A 19876-nucleotide genomic window follows, 5' to 3' on the forward strand; every position below is an offset into this window, starting at 1 on the left:
GCGCCGGTCAGCGGCCGACGCTCAAGGTCGGTAGTCGTGCGGCAGGTACAGGTGCAGGCTTTCGGGGTCATCCAGTCGCTGCACGATATCGGCCTCCAGCGGGTTGCCCATCAGCGAGACACGCGTCCTGCCGGTGTCGACTGTGCTCACGCCGAGCACCGAGTCTGGCAAGCGGCTGATCTGGTTGTCGTCCAGGTCCAGGATCTGCCGAGGCATCACATCGAACAGCCAATCTGCCCAGGCGGTCATTCCGGTCTTGCTCAGCGACAGGCTTTCCAGGCGTCTGGCAACTTGGAAAGGCCCGCTCAGTGCAGGGCTCAAGACGTTGTCGGAAAGGTCCAGCGCTTTGAGTGCAGGCAGCCTCAGCAGCGCTTGCAGGTCGTCGTTGTCGATCGTCAACCCCTGGTTCACCAGCTCGAGCTCGACCAACGAAGCCAGCTCGGTGATGGCCGTTGGCACGTGTTGCAGGGACTGGATATTTTCGTACAGGGCCAGCGTCGAGAGGCGTGGGAAGCGCCTGAGCAGCGTGTCCAACTGCGCTGGCGTGCCGTTCAGGCGCTCGAGAATCAGGTGGTCCACTTGCTGGTCGAAAGCGCTGGGCAGCACCGGCGGGAAGTGCTCCAGCGCCAGGTCGATCAAGTGCAGTGGCGTCTGTGCACCGCGAACCCGCGCTTCCCAGTAGCCGCTCAAGTCATTGGCGATCTGCCAACGCAGTTGCGTGGCACCGCCCGGCGCCGGCGCGCTGCTCACCCAGTTGAACAGCGCTTCGCGCAACTGGCTGCGCTGATTGAACAGCGTCTGCAGTTCCGGCAGCAGATGCAGGGGCGCTGCCAGGTTGAAATGAAACCGGCGCGCAAGGCCATCCTCGCTGAACATGAGATTGCGCAGGTGCGCCTCGCTCAACGGATTGCCGCTCAGCGACACGATGGTATGGAAGGTGTCGCTCTGCTCGTTGAGGGTCAGAAACGCAGGCACCTGGTGCAGGTCGTTGTGCAGCAAGGACACCGCTTCGATCCGCTCCAGAGCGTCCAGGTTCAGCCAGGCTGGCCAGTGCGTCAGCGCCATGCGCTCCAGTCCCAGGTATTGCAGCCGCCACGGCGACAGTTGGGCATCGGCTTGCGGAATCAGGGCATTGCCGCCGAGGTCCAGGTAGGTCATGGTCTCGGGGCTGGCCAGGCGGTCGATGGCCTGCACGCTCAGTTCGATGTTCTGATTGACCAGCCGCAGTTCCCTCAGTCCGGCCAAGCGTTCGCTGATCGGTCCGAGGCTGTAGCGAAACGCCGAGGGCGGCGCGTCGCTGGCGTACGGGCGTTCGATTTCCAGGGCCTCCAGGGCCGGGAAGTGCTGGAACAGGTTGTGCAGGTGGCCTTCTATCAACGCCTGCGGCGCCTCCTGCTCGAGCGCATGCGCGATCCAGACGTCGCTCAGGCGCAGGCGTTTGACCCCAGAGGTGAAGCTCTCGGGCAACTGCTGGGGAAACTCGGCGATGAAGGTGCGCTCCAGGGTCAGGGTGTCGGGGGACGGACTGGATTCGGGAATGGCGCGCTCGATCCAGTGACCCCAGATCGCCATCTCGATGGAATTGCGCGCGTGGATACGGGTGATGGCATCGCTGATCTGGCCCGGCGAGGCGCGCCAGGCGGCCAGGCTGTTGTCCAGCTCCACTGCCGAGGCCGATGGCAACTGTGCGATGCGTTGGGTCATCGCTTCGTGGGTGATTGGCGCATCGGCCAGGTTGCTGAGGATCCAGTTGGCGATTGCCGGCGAAAAGCCTTGGCCCTCGAGCTGGCGCAAGTGGCGGTTGATCGCGTCCAGGTTGCCGATGTCATGCAGCAAGGGGCGAGGGGTGGGGCTCAGGGGATAGCCGAAGCGCCCATCGGCCAGGCGCATGGGCGACCTGAGGGTGCGCCGCTGCAGGCCCAGGTGTCGGCGCAGGGCATCACGAGACATCGCGGGTGCGTGGCGAATCTGCTCGCGCAAGGCGGTGGCGTCGGCGACCACGTCACCGCCGAGCGCTTCGTGCAGGGCGTCGTGAAGCGTGGCATGCAGGCGCAGGGTCGGGCTGTCCGGGTAGGGTTTGGAAACGGTGTAGCCATTCGGGTAGCGGGTGATGAGTTTGCGCTGGAGGCTGTCGCCCGGGCCGACTCGATCGATGGGTTGTGGATCGATGGCGCCTTCATGAAGGTCTATCGCCAGTTCGGCCGGCCAGTCGGGTAATTGCGCGGCGGTGTGCAGGATCAGGCGGTCGCTGTCGGCGCTGTGTGCCGCGTCCAGATACAGGCCCTCGTAGGCACGGTTCAAGCGCAGTTGCTGTTGGTAGACACGGATCTCTTCGCCCACACGCAGCGGCACCTTGCCATCGATCAACTGCTGGACTTCATCGGCCGTGGCGTTGCCCAGCAGCTCTTCGGTCACGGCGTTGGGCAGGTTCGGATAGACCCGTTGGATGACGGCCGCCCCGGGCGCCTCGGTGCAGGGCAACTGCCGATAACGCCGCTGGAATTCGCTGCGGCGCTGCGCCAGTGGCAGTCCGGCGCTGTCTTGGGCAATCGCCTGTTCGAGCTTGAGGCGCAGCAAGGCATCTTCCAACAAGGCTGGGAGCCGCTCAGAGTGGCTGAGCGCACGCCGCAGCACGCTGTCTTCGACGCCGCTGAACTGGGCGAAGCGCAGTGCCAGGTCATCGCTCACGGCGGCACCCAGCGGGCCTAGGCGCCTGAACAGTTCCGGGCCTTGCCAGGCGCTGGGCCGGTCCAAGGCATGCAGCCAGGTGCCGGCGCGATTGTGTCGCAGCGGCAGGCGGTAGCTCATGGCCGGGTGTGCGGGCAGCAGGTGGTACTGGTCGGTCTGCGGCGAGTGCCCGACCGCGTAGGTCTGGCCCTCCAGCGTCAGCCAGGTGCGGCCTTGATGGTGCAGCAGTCCCAGGGCATCGGGTTGCAGGCTGGTGGGCAGGGTGATCTCGTGGACGAAGGGTTGCAGATCGGGTTTCCACAGGCGCTGTTCGCCGTTGGGCAATTCCACGGGATGAAGCGCCTCGATGAACGCTGGCCTGGGCACCGCCGCCTGAGCGCCGGCCGCCGCGCCCGCGGCGCCGAGTGCGGCGGTCAGTGCCAGGTTTTCCACCACATCCATCAGGTAACCCTGCGCCTGCTCCCGCTCGCCGTCGGCCCAGCTGTCGAAGCCTTCGTAGGTTTCATAGCTGAGCTGGGCGATCGACAGACTCAGCATCAATTGATCCAGCCCCGGTACCACGAAGGCGGCCACCATCAGCGCATCGCTCGCCCATTGGCTGAAATAGGCGCGACGGCGGGCGGCGCTCTTGCGGTCTTCCTCAGCGCTGGGCACGGCATGGAACAGCGCATCCTGCCTGAGGCGCTGCTGCCACTGGCTGACGCGCTCATCGATGAAGGCCTGGGTGAAGGGCGCGAGGGTCAGGGTGATCCAGGCGTTCGGATCGGGTCTGCGCTGGGCGCTGGCCCCGCCTTGCCCAGGCTCGGGCGTGACCGTCGTCCAGTCGATGGGCTGCAGCACGTCGCGCAGTCGGGTGAGGAAGGCGGCGCTGTCGGCGGCGGCGACCGCGCGCGACAGGGCGCCGAGGTCCATGATCGACAGTTGTTCGCGCAGGTAGCGCTGCGCCTGCTGGCTGGTGGCGTGGACTTGAAGCGGCGACGGCGCGCCCGGCAGATAGGTCAGCAGCAGGCCTTTGTAAGGCAGTAGCAGCGGGTCATAGACCAGCAGCCGTTCCGGGCTGGGGACCAGGCCGATGACCACGGCGCCGGTCAGCTCGAAGCCCAGCAGCCTCATGCGCGCACAGCGTAGCGGGCTGTCGAGGTACTGCGCCTGGCCGCTGTCGGCCAGGGTCAGCAGGGCTTCGAACAGCCCGTGTTCGAGCATTCCACTCAGGTAGGCGCGGTGCACCTCCAGGTGCCATTGGCCGCGTTGGGCCTGGGTGAAGAGGGCGGTGGCCGACCCGTCGTTGCACAGGCCTTCGACCTGCTTCAGGTAGTTCCCACCGATGTCGAGTTCGCGGCACAGGGCGGCGAAGGCGTGGGGCGCGATGTCGATCACCTGGCCGCTGGGAATCACCGACTCGAAGCGGTCGCTGTCCAGTACCAGGGCGCTCAGGCCTGCCGCATCGAGACCGCCTTCGCAGGCTTCGTCGGCCTCGAAGTTTTGCAGCGCGCAGTGCAGCAGCGATTGGGTCGCCAGTTTGAAGGCCCGGGCGGCGCCCTGAATCGGGTCGCCGTTGACCTCCTGCTGGTAGGCGACGGCCTTGTTGGCGTTGAACAGGTAAGTGCGGTCGACATCCAGCGCCAGGCCGAAACGATCCTTGAGCGCGGGGGCCAGTAATGCCCTGGCGAACGGCAGCAGGTCCGGCAGCGCCTCCAGTCGCTTGCCGACGGCTGCATCGGCCGCGCGGCTGACGGCGTAGGCACTGGCAAGCGCGCGGGCGGCGTCAGGGCGGGCCAAGCGGCAGTCCTGGAACCAGGCGGGCACAGCGCGCTGTGCGGCGCGCAGGCGTGAATGGACGTCGGCGGGCGCCGCGACCATCCAAGCGGGCGTATGGCAGGCGATCAACTGTTGTTGGGAAGCAGGGGGCGTTGCGCAGGACGTCGACGGTGGCGTCGCGGCAGTCGAGTTCATCGGGAGGACCTCGCGTGATGGAGGGCCCATGCTAGGGACAGGGCTGTGCGCTGCCCCCATAACATGATCTGGCAGATACGCGTGGCGCAGGGGCTATCGTCAGGCCGCCGCTTCGCGTACCGATGTCGATGGAGACAGGCATGCTCTTGGCGCGATTCAGGTTTATGATGGCCTTCGGCCGACTAATCCCACACGGAGTGCGCAATGCAGACCCTCTACCCGCAGATCAAACCCTACGCCCGGCACGATCTGGCCGTGGAAGCGCCGCATGTGTTGTATGTCGACGAAAGCGGCTCGCCCGAAGGGCTGCCGGTGGTGTTCATCCACGGTGGGCCGGGTGCCGGTTGCGATGCCCAGAGCCGTTGCTACTTCGATCCCAACCTGTACCGCATCATCACCTTCGACCAGCGCGGTTGCGGGCGCTCCACGCCCCACGCCAGCCTGGAGAACAACACCACCTGGCATCTGGTCGAAGACCTGGAGCGTATCCGCGAGCACCTGGGCATCGACAAGTGGGTGCTGTTCGGCGGCTCCTGGGGTTCCACGCTGGCGCTGGCCTACGCCCAGACCCACCCCGAGCGCGTCCATGGTTTGATCCTGCGGGGCATCTTCCTGTGCCGCCCGCAGGAGATCGAGTGGTTCTACCAGGCTGGCGCCAGCCGCCTGTTCCCCGACTACTGGCAGGATTACCTTGCGCCGATTCCGCAGGACGAGCGTGGTGACCTGGTCAAGGCGTTCCACAAACGCCTCACCGGACACGACCAGATCGCCCAGATGCAGGCGGCCAAGGCCTGGTCCACCTGGGAAGGACGCACCGCCACGCTGCGGCCCAACCCGTTGGTGGTCGATCGCTTCTCCGAGCCGCAGCGTGCCTTGTCGATCGCCCGCATCGAATGCCACTACTTCATGAACAATGCCTTCCTCGAACCGGATCAGCTGATTCGCGACATGCCCAAGATCGCCCACCTGCCGGCGGTCATCGTGCATGGCCGCTACGACGTGATCTGTCCGCTGGACAACGCCTGGGAACTGCACCAGGCCTGGCCGAACAGCGAGCTGAAGGTGATTCGCGACGCCGGCCACGCCGCCTCCGAGCCAGGCATCACCGACGCCCTGGTGCGCGCCGCCGACCAAATGGCCCGGCGCCTGCTGGACCTGCCGTTGGAAGAAGCATGAAAGGTTTGCTGCAGCGCGTGCGCGGCGCGCGGGTGGAAGTCGAAGGGCAGGTGGTGGGCGCGGTGGACCAGGGCCTGCTGGTGCTGGTGGCGGTCGAGCCTGAAGACACCCGCGAGCACGCCGACAAGCTCTTGCACAAACTGCTGAATTACCGGGTATTCAGCGACCCACAGGGCAAGATGAACCTGTCGCTCAAGGACATCGGTGGCGGCCTGCTGCTGGTGTCGCAGTTCACCCTGGCGGCAGACACCCGCAGCGGCCTGCGGCCGGGCTTTTCCACCGCCGCGCCCCCTGCGCTCGGTGCCGAACTCTTCGACTACCTTGTGCAACAAGCCCGAGGCCAGCATTCGGTGGTGGAAACCGGCCAATTCGGGGCTGACATGCAAGTGCACCTGGTCAATGATGGCCCCGTGACTTTTATGTTACAAATTTGAAGCACTGGCGCGTGTAGGATCAGGCTTGCAGCCAAGGTGCGGCGTTGCCTGTCACGGACAGGCACGCGGCTACAGATTTTGCAGATTTGGCTGATAAATAGTTTGTTAAGCATGATGCGTTGTCACGCAGCCTGCTGGATAATCGCGCGCTGCGTGAGCCTGCGTTCGCAGGTTCGTTTCACCCTGACTCGAGCATTGTCTGGATCCGCCTAGGGAATCATTGCCCGGTTGCGGGGTCCGAACAGTGCTCGCCAACCCGGCATTGGTCGCTGGCCGTTGGTTTCATGATCTGTTTACGGCGAGGGTTGCTCGTGATTGTAAGTCCCTGTAATGCACCAAGAATCCCCGGCAATCGGCTGCGCAAGGCCGTGTTGGCAGGCGCAGCGCTGGTTGGCCTGATGAGCGCTGGCCAGTTGTGGGCATTCAATCTTGACGATGTTGCAGCCAAGGCGAAGGATCTGGCCGGCCAGAAGTTCGAAGCACCCAAGAGCAATCTGCCGCCGGTGTTCCGCGACATGAAGTACGCCGACTACCAGAAGATCCGCTTCATCCAGTCCAAGGCCGAGTGGGCCAACGACAAGACCCCCTTCAAGCTGTCCTTCTATCATCAGGGCATGCACTTCGACACGCCGGTGACCATCAACGAGATCACCGCCAACAAGGTCGAAGAGATCAAGTACGACCCGAGCCGCTTCGAGTTCGGTGACGTGCCCCACGATGCCGACGCCACCAAGAACCTGGGCTATGCCGGGTTCCGCGTGCTCTACCCGATCAACAAGGCCGACAAGCAGGACGAGATCATGACCCTGCTTGGCGCCAGCTACTTCCGCGTGGTCGGCCGTGGCCACGCCTATGGCCTGTCGGCCCGTGGCCTGGCCATCGACACCGCGCTGCCGTCGGGCGAAGAATTCCCGCGCTTCCGTGAGTTCTGGATCGAGAAGCCCAAGCCCAACGACAAGCACCTGGTGATCTACGCCCTGCTGGACTCGCCGCGCTCCACCGGCGCCTACAAGATGATCCTGCGTCCGGGCGACGACACCATCGTCGACGTCAAGTCCAAGGTGTTCCTGCGCGACCACGTCAGCCGCCTGGGCATCGCGCCGCTGACCAGCATGTTCCTGTTCGGCCCGAACCAGCCGTCGAAGGTGCAGAACTACCGTCCGGCGCTGCATGACTCCGAAGGCCTGTCGATCCACGCCGGCAACGGCGAGTGGCTGTGGCGTCCGCTGAACAACCCGAAACACCTGGCGGTGAGCAACTTCAGCGTCGAGAACCCGCGTGGGTTCGGCCTGATGCAGCGTCAGCGCGCCTTCAGCGACTTCGAAGACCTGGACGACAACTACCAGAAGCGTCCGAGCGCCTGGATCGAGCCCAAGGGCGACTGGGGCAAGGGCACCGTCGACCTGGTCGAGATTCCGACCGCCGACGAGACCAACGACAACATCGTTGCCTTCTGGAGCCCGGAAACCCTGCCCGAGCCCGGCAAACCGTTCGAGTACAACTACCGTTTGCACTGGACCATCGACGAGGCCAAGTACCAGCCTCAGGACCTGGGCTGGGTCAAGCAGACGCTGCGTTCGACCGGTGACGTCAAGCAGGCCAACCTGATCCGTCAACCTGACGGCAGCATTGCCTTCCTGGTCGACTTCAATGGCCCGGCCCTGGCCGCACTGCCTGAAGACACCGCTGTGCGCAGCCAGGTCAGCGTCGGCGACAACGCCGAGCTGGTCGAGAACAACCTGCGCTACAACCCGGAGACCAAGGGCTGGCGTTTGACCCTGCGTCTGAAGGTGAAGGATCCGAAGAAGTCCACCGAAATGCGCGCTGCGCTGCTGCGTGACGTGCCGGTCGAGGCACCGAAGGTCGAGAAAGCCGCCGAGACCAAGCAGGACAAGGCCGCTGCCAAGCATGCCAAGGCTCAGCACGGCAAGGTCGAGAAGGCCGAGAAGCCGGCCGAGCAGCCAGCCGCCGATGCGGCGTCCACCCCCGAGGCCCCGGCCACCACCGAGAAGGTGCTGACCGAGACCTGGAGCTACCAGTTGCCTGCCGATGAGTAATCCCAACGCAAGGCTGGAATCGCTTGGCGAGTATCTGGCCCACCTCCCCCTGAGCGACGAGCAGCGCGCCGAACTGGCCAGTTGCGCCTCGTTCAGCGAGCTGCACCAACGCCTGTCGGCCCAGCCGGATGCCCGCGAGGCCGTGCAGGCCTCGGTGGGCTCGCGCCTGACCGTCGGCAGCGCCGCCGAGCTCGAAGAGGCCGAGATGCTCGGCGTCGATGCGGGCGGGCGTCTGAGCCTGAAGATCGCACCGCCCATCAAGCGTACCCGCGTGCTGCCCGAACCCTGGCGCACCAACGTGCTGGTGCGCATCTGGCGTCGCCTGACCGGCCGCAGCAATGCCCCGCAGCCGCCCAAGCGCGAGCTGCCGCCGGCTCGCTGGCGTTGGGTCGGCTCGATGCGCCGCTACATCCTGCTGCTGCTGATGATTGGCCAGACCTTGGTCGCCGGCTGGTACATGAAAGGCATCCTGCCGTACCAGGGCTGGTCGTTCGTCGACTTCAACGAGGTGGTCAACCAACCGCTGTGGGACACCGTGGTGCAGGTCTGGCCGTATGCCTTGCAGACCTCCATCCTGATCCTGTTCGGTATCCTCTTCTGCTGGGTGTCGGCTGGGTTCTGGACTGCGCTGATGGGCTTCCTGGAACTGCTCACCGGTCGCGACAAGTACAAGATTTCCGGCAGCAGTGCCGGCAACGAACCGATTGCCGCCGAGGCGCGTACCGCGATCGTCATGCCGATCTGCAACGAGGACGTGCCACGGGTGTTCGCCGGCTTGCGCGCGACCTTCGAGTCGGTGGCCGCCACCGGCAACCTGGACCGCTTCGACTTCTTCGTGCTCAGCGACACCAACGATACCGACATCGCCGTGGCCGAGCAGCAGGCGTGGCTGGAAGTGTGCCGTGAAGCCAAGGGCTTCGGGCGCATCTTCTACCGCCGCCGTCGCCGTCGGGTGAAGCGCAAGAGCGGTAACCTCGACGACTTCTGCCGTCGCTGGGGTGGCGAATACAAGTACATGGTGGTGCTCGACGCCGACAGCGTGATGAGCGGTGAATGCCTGAGCAGCCTGGTGCGCCTGATGGAGGCCAACCCGGACGCCGGCATCATCCAGACCGGGCCGCGCGCCTCGGGCATGGACACCCTCTATGCCCGCATGCAGCAGTTCGCCACCCGTGTCTACGGTCCGCTGTTCACTGCGGGCCTGCACTTCTGGCAGTTGGGCGAGTCGCACTACTGGGGCCACAACGCGATCATCCGCATGAAGCCGTTCATCGAGCACTGCGCCCTGGCGCCGTTGCCGGGCAAGGGCGCGTTCGCCGGTGCGATCCTCTCCCACGACTTCGTCGAAGCCGCGCTGATGCGCCGTGCCGGCTGGGGCGTGTGGATCGCCTACGACCTGCCGGGCAGCTATGAAGAGCTGCCGCCGAACCTGCTCGACGAGCTCAAGCGCGACCGCCGCTGGTGCCACGGCAACCTGATGAACTTCCGCCTGTTCCTGGTCAAGGGCATGCACCCGGTGCACCGCGCGGTGTTCCTCACCGGGGTGATGTCGTACCTGTCGGCGCCGTTGTGGTTCCTGTTCCTGGTGCTGTCCACGGCGCTGCTGGCGACCAACACGCTGATGGAGCCGCAGTACTTCATCGAGCCGTTCCAGCTCTATCCGCTGTGGCCGCAGTGGCACCCGGAGAAGGCCATCGCGCTGTTCTCCACCACTATCGTGCTGCTGTTCCTGCCCAAGCTGCTCAGCGTCATCCTGATCTGGGCCAAGGGCGCCACCGAATTCGGCGGACGCATCAAGGTCACCCTGTCGATGCTGCTGGAGATGCTGTTCTCCATGCTGCTGGCGCCGGTGCGGATGATCTTCCACACCCGCTTCGTGCTGGCCGCGTTCCTCGGCTGGGCCGCGACCTGGAACTCGCCGCAGCGTGACGACGACTCCACGCCGTGGAGCGAAGCGGTGCGTCGGCATGGCCCGCAAACCCTTCTGGGCATCGCCTGGGCCGGGCTGGTGGCGTGGCTGAACCCGAGCTTCCTGTGGTGGCTGGCGCCGATCGTCGGTTCGCTGGTGCTGTCGATCCCGGTGTCGGTGATTTCCAGCCGCGTGCGCCTGGGCCTGGCGGCCAAGGACGAGCAGCTGTTCCTGATTCCCGAGGAATACGCCACGCCGCCGGAGCTGCTGTCGACCGACCAGTACACCCACGAGAACCGCTGGCATGCCCTGCGCGACGGTTTCGTCCGGGCGGTGGTGGACCCGCGTCAGAACGCCCTGGCCTGCGCCATGGGCACTGCTCGCCATGGTCATTCCGAGGCCATCGAGACGCTGCGCGCCGAGCGCATCGCCAAGGCGCTGGAAGCCGGTCCCAAGGGCATCGACCTCAACACCCGCCTGGCGCTGCTGAGCGACCCGGTGGCGCTGTCGCGGTTGCACGAACGGGTCTGGGCCGAACAGCACGAGGCCTGGATCAAGGCCTGGCGCGGCTCGATCGCCAACGATCCGCATGCGCCGTTGTTGCCGTTGCAGCCTGAGGGCGAGGGGCAGCCGACGCTGGTGGGCGCCTGATCGGTCTTCTCGCGGGTGAATCGCTACGGCGGTTCACCCGCGCTGCTTTCAACCTCCAGCGCTAATTTGGCCAATAAAGTCCCTTTCCGGCCCTAGGTCCCAGGCTGTGCATGCGTTAGCATCCGTCCCGACATAACGCCGCGGCCGGCACGGCCGTGCACACAACAAGATTCTGCGAACTTCCTGCTAGGGGACTTGGTGATGATGAAGAAATACCTGTCGCGCATGCTGCTGGGCGTCACGGCACTGGTGGCGGTGTCCGCCGCCCAGGCCGGCGCCATCGACGATGCGGTCAAGCGCGGCACCCTGCGTGTGGGCATGGACCCGACCTACATGCCGTTCGAAATGACCAACAAGCGTGGCGAGATCATCGGCTTCGAGGTGGACATCCTCAAGGCCATGGCCAAGTCCATGGGCGTGAAGCTGGAGACCGTCTCCACGGCCTATGACGGCATCATCCCGGCGCTGCTCACCGACAAGTTCGACATGATCGGCAGCGGCATGACCCTGACCCAGGAACGCAACCTGCGCCTGAACTTCAGCGAGCCGTTCATCGTGGTCGGCCAGACCCTGCTGATCCGCAAGGAACTGCAAGGCGAGATCAAGTCGTACAAGGACCTGAACGACGAGAAGTACCGCCTGACCTCCAAGCTCGGCACCACCGGCGAGATGGTGGCCAAGAAGCTGATCAGCAAGGCCAAGTACCACGGTTACGACAACGAGCAGGAAGCGGTGATGGACGTGGTCAACGGCAAGGCCGACGCCTTCGTCTACGACGCGCCCTACAACGTGGTCGCGGTGAACAAGGCCGGCGCCGGCAAGCTGGTGTACCTGGAAGAGCCCTTCACCTACGAGCCGCTGGCGTTCGGCCTGAAGAAGGGCGACTACGACAGCATCAACTTCATCAACAATTTCCTGCACCAGATCAAGCACGACGGCACCTACGATCGTATCCACGACAAGTGGTTCAAGAAGACCGACTGGCTCAAGGAAATGGAATAAACCCAGACGCGCGCGGCAAGCGACACGCGGCCCGCTACGAGCACGCGCGACACCTGATGACGGTGCGCGTCTGCTCGTAGCGGACCGCGCGTGGCTTGCCGCGCGGCGCTGTGCGGAGTACCCCCGTGATCAAACACAACAAACCCCAGTGGCCCTGGCACGCGCTCACCGCGCTGGTGCTGGTGGGGCTGGCGTGCAGCCTGTACCTGGCCACGTCGATGATTTCCTATGAGTGGCGCTGGAACCGCGTCCCTCAATACTTCGCCTTCCAGGCCGAAGATGTGCAACGTGCGGCCAGCTACGGCAGCGTCGAGGAGATCGTGGTCTCCGGCGACCAGGCGCGCGTGACCCTCAAGGGCGAGGACGGCGACACGCAGGTGCTGGACGTGGCCAAGGACAGCCTGCAACTGAGCCGTGGCGATGATGTCTCCGAGGGCGATGCAGTCGGCGTGACCCGCCACTGGACGGCCGGACCGCTGGCCTGGGGGTTGTGGACCACCTTGTGGATTTCCGTGCTGTCCGGCGCCTTCGGTCTGCTGATTGGCCTGTTCGCCGGGCTGTGCCGGTTGTCGAACAACCCGACCCTGCGCGACCTGTCCACGGTGTACGTCGAACTGGTGCGCGGCACGCCGTTGCTGGTGCAGATCTTCATCTTCTACTTCTTCATCGGCACCGTGCTCAACCTGTCCCGGGAGTTTGCCGGGGTGGCGGCGCTGGCGCTGTTCACCGGCGCCTACGTGGCCGAAATCGTGCGCGCGGGCGTGCAGTCGATCGCCAAGGGGCAGAACGAGGCGGCGCGCTCGCTGGGCCTCAATGCCGGGCAGTCGATGCGCCACGTGATCCTGCCCCAGGCCTTCAAGCGTGTGCTGCCGCCGCTGGCCGGTCAGTTCATCAGCCTGGTCAAGGACACCTCGCTGGTGTCAGTGATCGCTATCACCGAGCTGACCAAGAGCGGTCGCGAGGCCATTACCACGTCCTTCTCGACCTTCGAGATCTGGTTCTGCGTGGCGGGCCTGTACCTGCTGATCAACTTGCCGCTGTCGCACATCGCCAGCCGGCTCGAGCGGAGGCTTGCGCAAAGTGATTGAAGTTCGTGACCTGCTGAAAGTCTTCGACACCCGGGGACAGGTGGTGCGTGCGGTGGACCAGGTGAGCACGCAGGTGGCCAAGGGCGAGGTGGTGGTGGTGCTGGGCCCGTCGGGCTCGGGCAAGTCGACGTTCCTGCGCTGCCTGAACGGCCTGGAGCATTTCGACCAGGGCCATGTGGCCATCGACGGCTTGCGCCTGGAAGACCCCAAGACCGACATCAACGCCTACCGCCGCGAAGTGGGCATGGTGTTCCAGCACTTCAACCTGTTCCCGCACATGACCGTGCTGGAGAACCTGTGCCTGGCCCAGAAAGTGGTGCGCAAGCGCAGCAAGGCCGAGCGCGAGGCCAAGGCGCGGGCATTGCTGCTGAAGGTGGGCATCGCCGAGAAAGCCAACGAATACCCCTCGCGCCTCTCCGGTGGCCAGCAGCAGCGGGTGGCCATCGCCCGTGCGCTGGCGATGGACCCCAAGGTCATGCTGTTCGACGAGCCCACCTCGGCGCTTGACCCGGAAATGGTCGGCGAGGTCCTGGACGTGATGAAGACCCTGGCCCAGGAAGGCATGACCATGGTCTGCGTCACCCACGAAATGGGCTTCGCCCGTGAAGTGGCCGACCGCGTGCTGTTCTTCGACCATGGCAAGCTGCTGGAGGATGCGGCACCGGCCGCGTTCTTCGCCGCACCCACCGATCCGCGCGCCCAGGCGTTCCTGCGCCAGGTGCTGTGAGCGGGGATGCCAATTGCGGCGGCAGAGCTGGAAAGCGGGGACCGCTACGCGGTCCAATCGCGACGCAAGGCCGCTCCCACGAGATCCCGCAGCCCCCAAGAAGTTGAGCAAGACCGCGGGTCGGTGGTAGGTGAAAGACAGTTGGCTTGCATCGCGATTGGACCGCAGAGCGGTCCCTGTATCAGGTGATTGTTTGGCACGGCTACAAGCTGAAGCGCCCGACCATTCCCCTTAGCTGTTGGCCCAACTGCTCCAGTTCGCCGCTGGAGCTGGCGGTCTGCTCGCTGGCAGTGCTGGTGTGGTCGGACGCCTCGCGCACGCTGATCACGCTGCGGTTGATCTGTTCGGCCACCACACTCTGCTGTTCGCTGGCGGTGGCGATCTGCTGATTCATGCCCTGGATGTTCGACACCGTGCGGGTGATCTGGCTCAGCGCGTCGCCTGCGCGGCGGCTGAGTTCGACGCTCTGCTCGGTGAGGGTGCGGCTGCTGTCGAGCAACGAGGTCACTTCGTCGGTGCCCTGGTGCAGGCTTTCGATCAGGTGCTCGATTTCCTCGGTGGACTGCTGCGTGCGCTGGGCCAGGCCGCGCACTTCGTCGGCGACCACGGCGAAACCGCGTCCGGCCTCACCGGCGCGCGCCGCTTCGATGGCGGCGTTGAGCGCCAGCAGGTTGGTCTGCTCGGACACCGACTTGATCACATCGAGAATGCTGCCGATGCGCTGGCTTTCCCCGGCCAGGTGCTGCATCGAACTCAGGCAGCGGTCCATCTGCATCGCCAGCTGCTCGATGCGGGCGATGGCCTCGCCCACCACCTGGTCGCCCATCTGCGCCTGGTGGTCGGCGTCGGTGGCGGCCAGCGAGGCATGCTCGGCGTTCTGCGCCACCTCCTGTACCGTGGCGCTCATCTGGTTCATCGCCGTGGCCACCTGGTCGGTTTCCTCGCGCTGCTGGGTGATGCGCTCCAGGGTGTCGGCGCTGGCACCTGCCAGTTGCGTGGCCGCCTGTGACAGATGGCCCACGCTCTGGTCGATGCCTCCGATCAACTGGCGCAGGCTCAGGGTCATCTCCTGCATGCTGGTCTGCAACTGACCCATCTCGTCGCGACGCGCCACGCTGTGCACCAGGCTGAGGTCGCCACGGGCGATACGCGCGGCCTGGGCCAGGGTCTGGCGCAGGGGCAGAGTGATCTGCCGGGTGATCAGCCAGGCCGCCAGCACGCCCACCAACAACGCCAGCAACGCGACGCTGGTGAGCAGCGAGTGGGCGGCCAGGGCCTCGCGGTCACGCTGCTCGACCTTGTGCTCGGCCAGGGTCACGCTGGTCGCGCGCAGTTGGTTACCGATGCTCTCCATGCTGTTCTGCAGACGCTCGGCACGGATCGCCACCTGGCGGTACTGCTCCAGGCTGGCCCGGTACTGCGCCAGGGCCAGCTTGGGCCGCCCCATCAGATCGGCCGGCAGGCCCAGGGGCGCCAATGCCGTGAGCATCTGCTCCAAGCTGACCTGCGCGGCGTCCAGCGCCTGGTCGCCGACCTTGGCGAAGTCTTCCACCGGCGAAAAAGTATAGGCCGGCACCAGGCTCTGCTGCTCGGCGCTGTCGACCTGGCGGGTGAGCGTATCCATGACCCCGAGCAGCCCGTTCTGCTGACCGTCGGCCGGTAGCTTGAGCAGGGCCTGGGTCTGCACCTCGTCGATGGCTTCAGCCAGGGTGCGCACCCGGGCCTGCATAGTGCTGCGCAACTCGGCGCGGTTGAGCACCACCCCCAGCAGCTCGCTGAAGTTCTGCCGCAGGCGCTGCAACTGTTGCAGGCTTTCGGTGAGCAATTGGCGTGAGTCTTCGACGCTGCTGCGCTGCTGGAGCAGGGTGAGCATGCCCTGCAACTGTTCGAGGATCTGCTCAATGCGGGCCTTGCTGGCGTCATCGGACAGCACGCGGAAGGTGATGCGCTCAGCGCGCAGGTCCTTGGTCAGGTCGTTGATGCGCACGATCTCGCTGAGCTGCTGCGAGCGGTTGATGGCGCCGTCCAGGGCCCGCCAACCGGTGACGGTGGTGGCGAGTGTGAGTAGCAGGACCACGGCGAAACCGAGGGTGAGCTTGAGCCGGACACTGAGGTTGTCCAGGCGGCGAGTGAAGGGTCCGAACATGGCGAGTCTCCGTCCAATTGAGAGAAAGGCCATGCTGGTAAGTTGCCAGTATGGCTCTTCTGCTCATCGGCACGGACCTCGTGGGACTCGACCTGTAAATACTGTGGGAAACGTCCTCTACATGGGAGTGAAGATTCCTTGGGCGCGGCGCTTCACAAGCGGAAGCGCGCGACCAGGCTCTGCAAATGGGTGCCCAGGCGTGCCAACTCGACGCTGGAACTGGCGGTTTCTTCGCTGGCCGCCGAGGTCTGGTCGGAAATGTCGCGCACGTTCATCACGCTGCGGTTGATCTCTTCGGCCACCGCGCTCTGCTGCTCGGCGGCCGTGGCGATCTGCTGGTTCATCGACTGGATCGACGACACGGTGCGGGTGATGGTCGCCAGTGAACTGCCCGCGCGACGGGTCAGTTCGACGCTGCTGTCGGTGAGTGCACGGCTGCCGTCCATGACGCTGGACGCCCGCTGGGTGCCGCTCTGCAGCCTGGCGATCAACTCTTCGATTTCTTCGGTGGACTGCTGGGTGCGCTGGGCCAGACTGCGGACCTCGTCGGCGACCACGGCGAACCCGCGACCGGCTTCCCCGGCGCGGGCCGCTTCGATGGCGGCGTTGAGCGCCAGCAAGTTGGTCTGCTGGGCTACGGCCTTGATCACGTCCAGCACGCTGCCGATCTTGTCGCTTTCGCCGCGCAACTGGGTCATGGCCTCGCTGGAGTGCCCCACCTCGGCGGCCAGGCGCTCGATCTGGGCGATGGCCTCGGCGACCACCCGATCGCCCTCGCGGGCTTGCTGGTCAGCCATCAGCGCCGCTTCCGAGGCCTGCTCGGCATTGCGCGCCACGTCCTGCACGGTGGCGGTCATCTCGTTCATGGCGGTGGCCACCTGGTCGGTCTCCACCTTCTGATTGTTGACCCCCGCACTGGTCTGCTCGGTGACCGCAGAGAGCTCCTCGGCGGCGCTGGCGATCTGCGTGACACCGTCACCGATGCCGCCGATCAGCTCGCGCAGGCTCTGGGTCATGCGCTGCATGCTGGCCTGCAACTGTCCGAGTTCGTCGCGGCGCTGCACCGGTGCATCCAGGCTGAGGTCGCCACTGGCCACGCGTTGCGCCGTCGAGAGGGTCTGGCGCAACGGCGCGACGATCTGCCGGGTGATGGCCAGCGCAGCGAGCATGCCCAACAGCAGCGCCAGGGCAGTGGCACCGCCGAGCAAGGTCTTGGCCTGGCGGGCGCCGCTGTCGCGCACCTGGGTTTGCGAGGCGGTCATCTGCTGGCCCAGGTCGTTGATCAGCCGGTCCTGGCTGACCATGCGCTGCAAGGCCTGGTTGGCGGCGTCCTGCGCCACCCCGACCTGCTCGACGGCATCGCGGTAGGCGGCCATGGCCGTCGCCGCATCGTCGAGGCTGCTGGCGTATTCAGCCGGAACCTGGGTGGGCAGGGCCTTGAGCACCGTCACCGACTGGTCGATGGCCTGCAGGGCGGTTTGCTGGAATTCCGCCTTGCCGCTGTAGGTGTAGCCGCGCACCTGGAAGCGCGCCTGCTGCAGCAGCGTGCTGGCCTGCACGATGGACTGATACTGATTGATATCGCCGCCTTGCAGCAGACGCTGCTGGACCTGGGCAATGAGTGCGGCGGCTTTGTCGGCGCTGTCGCCGAGCACCCCGCGGGCAGCCTGGCGGCGCTGTTCGGCCTGGGTCAGGTCGGCCAGGGCCTGGCGGTACGCTTCCAGCGCCTTGCGCTGCTGTTCCAGGCGCTGGTGATCCTCGGGCTGCTCGATTTGTCCGGTCATTTTCTCGACCTGCGCGGCGAGCTGGTCGATGGCCTGCTGCAGTTGGCCTGCCGATGCCTCGTCGCGCTCACGCTCGAAGCGCTGGCGGGCGATACGCAGGTCCTGGGCGTTGGCCAGAATGACCGAGATGTTGCCGAGCTTGTCGCCGCGGCTGGTGATGCTGTCCATGCCTCGCCAGCCGGTGGCAGCGATGGCCAGTGTCAGCAACAGCACCAGACCGAAACCGACCGCAAGCTTGCGGCTGACACTGATGTTTCCCAGTGATTGGGCAACCTTTGCGAACATGACGTCCTCCCCCTGGACACGCGGCGATGCCTGGATTTGTTATGGGCATTGTCTAGCCCATCGGCCAGTGGGGGAGAAACTTGACTCTTTATTTCTGACTGATCGGTCAGAAAATTCGCGATAGTAGCGCGGTAACGGCGGTTTCCACGCGCAGGATGCGCTCGCCGAGTTGCACCGGTGCCAGTCCGGCCTCGGCCAACAGGTCCACTTCATAGGGAATCCAGCCGCCCTCGGGGCCGATGGCCAGCGTCACCGGCCTGTCCACCGCCCGCGGGCAGGCTGGGTACGGTCCCGGATGCCCCACCAAACCCAGGGTATCGGCGGCGATGGCCGGCAGGCGGTCTTCGACGAAGGGCTTGAAGCGCTTTTCGATGATCACCTCCGGCAGCACCGTGTCGCGTGCCTGTTCCAGACCCAGGATCAGGTTCTCGCGGATGCTATCGGGGTGCAGGAAGGGGGTCTGCCAGAAGCTTTTCTCGACCTTGTAGCTGTTGACCAGGATCAGCCGAGGCACGCCGAGGGTGGCGATGGTCTGGAACAGACGCCGCAGCATTTTCGGCCGGGGCACCGCCAGCACCAGGGTCAACGGCAGTTTGGCCGGTGGCGGCTGATCGAAGCTGACGCGCAACTCGGCCTGGTGAGCGGCCAGGCTGAGCACTTCGGCCTGGCCCATGAGACCGCCGATGCGACCGACGCGCAGGCGGTCACCCACCGCGACGCGGTGGATGTCCTGCATGTGGGTGAAGCGCCGGTCGGCCAGCACCACACGGTCGTCCGCGACGAAGTCGGCTTCCTCGAGCAGCAGCAGGTTCACGGCTGGGTCGCAGGTGGCTGATCGTCGGAATCGTTTGCCGCCTCGTCCATCTCTTGGCCGCGCTTGCGGATCAGGCCGCCGCACAGCACGCCGATCTCGAACAGCAGCCACATCGGCACGGCCAGCAAGGTCTGGGAGAAGATATCCGGCGGGGTGAGGATCATGCCGACCACGAAGCAGCCGATGATCACGTAGGGGCGGATTTTCTTCAGGTACTTCACGTCGACCACGCCGATCCACACCAGCAGCACCACCGCCACCGGGATTTCGAAGGCCACGCCGAAGGCGAAGAACAGGGTCATGACGAAATCGAGGTAGCTGGCAATGTCGGTCATCATCGACACGCCTTCGGGGGTGGCGCTGGCGAAGAAGCCGAAGATCAGCGGGAACACCAGGAAGTAGGCGAAGGCCATCCCGGCGTAGAACAGGATGATGCTGGAGATCAGCAGGGGAATGGCGATGCGCTTTTCATGGCGATACAGCCCAGGCGCGATGAAGCCCCAGATCTGCTGGAGGATGAACGGGATGGCCAGGAACAGCGAGACGATCATGGTCAGCTTGAACGGCGTGAGGAACGGCGAGGCCACGTCGGTGGCGATCATCGTCGCGTTGGCCGGCAAGTGTTCGCGCAGTGGCGCCGAGACCAGGGTGTAGATCTGCTGGGCGAAGGAGAACAGTCCGGCGAAGATCAGGAAGATGACCGCGACGCAGCGCAGCAGGCGCGTGCGCAGTTCGGTCAGGTGCGAAACCAGCGGCATCGGCTGGTCGTGGTCCGGGATCTGGCTCATGGGGCTTTTGGGGGCTGCGGCGGCTCAGGGTGGGTGGGCACCGCTGGCGCGGCGGGGGCATCGGTCGGGGCGACCGGTGGGGTGCCGGTCGGCGGCGTGTCCACGGTGGGCGCCGCCGGTGCCTTGTACGGGTCGAGAATGCGCTTGGCTTCTTCTTCCATGCGCAGGATGTGCTCGTTGTGCAACTGACGGCGGATGTCGTCGGCACCGATCTCGCGCTCGACCTCCATCTTGATGCTGTTGAAGCTGCGCTTGAGCCGCCCGATCCACAGGCCTGCGGTGCGCGCGGCACCCGGCAGGCGCTCAGGGCCGAGCACCAGCAGGGCGACCAGGCCGACGAGCAACAGCTCGCTGAAGCTGATACCGAACATGGG

Annotated in this window: 13 protein-coding genes and 1 pseudogene; 7 read left to right on the plus strand and 7 right to left on the minus strand. The window is 65.5% G+C overall.

Features of this window, described 5'->3' with window-relative positions; translation table 11 throughout:
- Positions 1-21: 21 nt before the first annotated feature.
- Positions 22-4641 carry a dermonecrotic toxin domain-containing protein gene (locus NJ69_RS20720; RefSeq protein WP_155290557.1) on the minus strand — a complete coding sequence of 1540 codons (4620 nt, stop codon included), beginning with the start codon at positions 4639-4641 and terminating at the stop codon, positions 22-24.
- 204 nt (positions 4642-4845) lie between these two features.
- Here NJ69_RS20720 and pip point away from each other — a divergent pair, with 204 nt between their 5' ends.
- The 7 genes from pip to NJ69_RS20755 all read left to right on the plus strand — a co-directional run bounded on the left by pip (position 4846) and on the right by NJ69_RS20755 (position 13685).
- Entirely contained in the window at positions 4846-5817 is a 972-nt protein-coding gene (pip, locus tag NJ69_RS20725) for a prolyl aminopeptidase (RefSeq protein WP_039582708.1), read from the plus strand.
- Complete coding sequence (gene dtd / locus NJ69_RS20730; RefSeq protein ID WP_039582710.1) at positions 5814-6251, plus strand: D-aminoacyl-tRNA deacylase; 438 nt, start codon at positions 5814-5816, stop codon at positions 6249-6251. The genes pip and dtd overlap by 4 nt, the downstream gene beginning before the upstream one ends.
- 311 nt (positions 6252-6562) lie before the next feature.
- Positions 6563-8308, plus strand: a complete 1746-nt coding sequence (locus tag NJ69_RS20735; protein ID WP_280790893.1) for a glucan biosynthesis protein G — start codon at positions 6563-6565, stop codon at positions 8306-8308.
- The gene (gene mdoH, locus NJ69_RS20740; RefSeq protein WP_039582712.1) at positions 8301-10868 is read left to right on the plus strand and encodes a glucans biosynthesis glucosyltransferase MdoH; all 2568 of its coding nucleotides are present in this window, start codon (positions 8301-8303) and stop codon (positions 10866-10868) included. Before NJ69_RS20735 ends, mdoH begins: the two co-directional genes overlap by 8 nt.
- A 204-nt stretch (positions 10869-11072) precedes the next feature.
- Entirely contained in the window at positions 11073-11870 is a 798-nt protein-coding gene (locus tag NJ69_RS20745; protein ID WP_029612516.1) for a transporter substrate-binding domain-containing protein, read from the plus strand.
- Between the two features lie 125 nt (positions 11871-11995).
- Positions 11996-12958: an amino acid ABC transporter permease gene (locus NJ69_RS20750; RefSeq protein WP_039582714.1), complete on the plus strand. Its 963-nt coding sequence runs from the start codon at positions 11996-11998 to the stop codon at positions 12956-12958.
- A complete protein-coding gene (locus NJ69_RS20755) occupies positions 12951-13685 on the plus strand; it encodes an amino acid ABC transporter ATP-binding protein (RefSeq protein ID WP_039582716.1) in 735 nt (244 codons plus the stop codon). Before NJ69_RS20750 ends, NJ69_RS20755 begins: the two co-directional genes overlap by 8 nt.
- Before the next feature lie 202 nt (positions 13686-13887).
- On the opposite strand, the gene NJ69_RS20760 is transcribed toward NJ69_RS20755, so the two are convergent.
- From NJ69_RS20760 to tatB, 6 genes and pseudogenes are all read right to left on the minus strand, one after another.
- Positions 13888-15831, minus strand: coding sequence for a methyl-accepting chemotaxis protein (locus NJ69_RS20760; RefSeq protein ID WP_039582718.1), 1944 nt, complete (start codon positions 15829-15831; stop codon positions 13888-13890).
- A 152-nt stretch (positions 15832-15983) separates the two neighbouring features.
- Positions 15984-16856 carry a methyl-accepting chemotaxis protein gene (locus NJ69_RS23290; RefSeq protein ID WP_369811488.1) on the minus strand — a complete coding sequence of 291 codons (873 nt, stop codon included), beginning with the start codon at positions 16854-16856 and terminating at the stop codon, positions 15984-15986.
- Positions 16839-17900, minus strand: a pseudogene (locus NJ69_RS23295) (methyl-accepting chemotaxis protein); the annotation flags it as partial. The pseudogene NJ69_RS23295 and the gene NJ69_RS23290, both read right to left, overlap by 18 nt.
- A gap of 106 nt (positions 17901-18006) precedes the next feature.
- Positions 18007-18714, minus strand: a complete 708-nt coding sequence (locus tag NJ69_RS20770; RefSeq protein WP_039582721.1) for a 16S rRNA (uracil(1498)-N(3))-methyltransferase — start codon at positions 18712-18714, stop codon at positions 18007-18009.
- Positions 18711-19502, minus strand: coding sequence for a twin-arginine translocase subunit TatC (gene tatC / locus NJ69_RS20775; RefSeq protein WP_039582723.1), 792 nt, complete (start codon positions 19500-19502; stop codon positions 18711-18713). Before tatC ends, NJ69_RS20770 begins: the two co-directional genes overlap by 4 nt.
- Complete coding sequence (gene tatB, locus NJ69_RS20780) at positions 19499-19873, minus strand: Sec-independent protein translocase protein TatB (protein ID WP_039582724.1); 375 nt, start codon at positions 19871-19873, stop codon at positions 19499-19501. Before tatB ends, tatC begins: the two co-directional genes overlap by 4 nt.
- Between the last annotated feature and the right edge of the window lie 3 nt (positions 19874-19876).

The sequence above is a fragment of the Pseudomonas parafulva genome (genome assembly GCF_000800255.1).
Taxonomy (GTDB): Bacteria; Pseudomonadota; Gammaproteobacteria; order Pseudomonadales; family Pseudomonadaceae; genus Aquipseudomonas; species Aquipseudomonas boreofloridensis.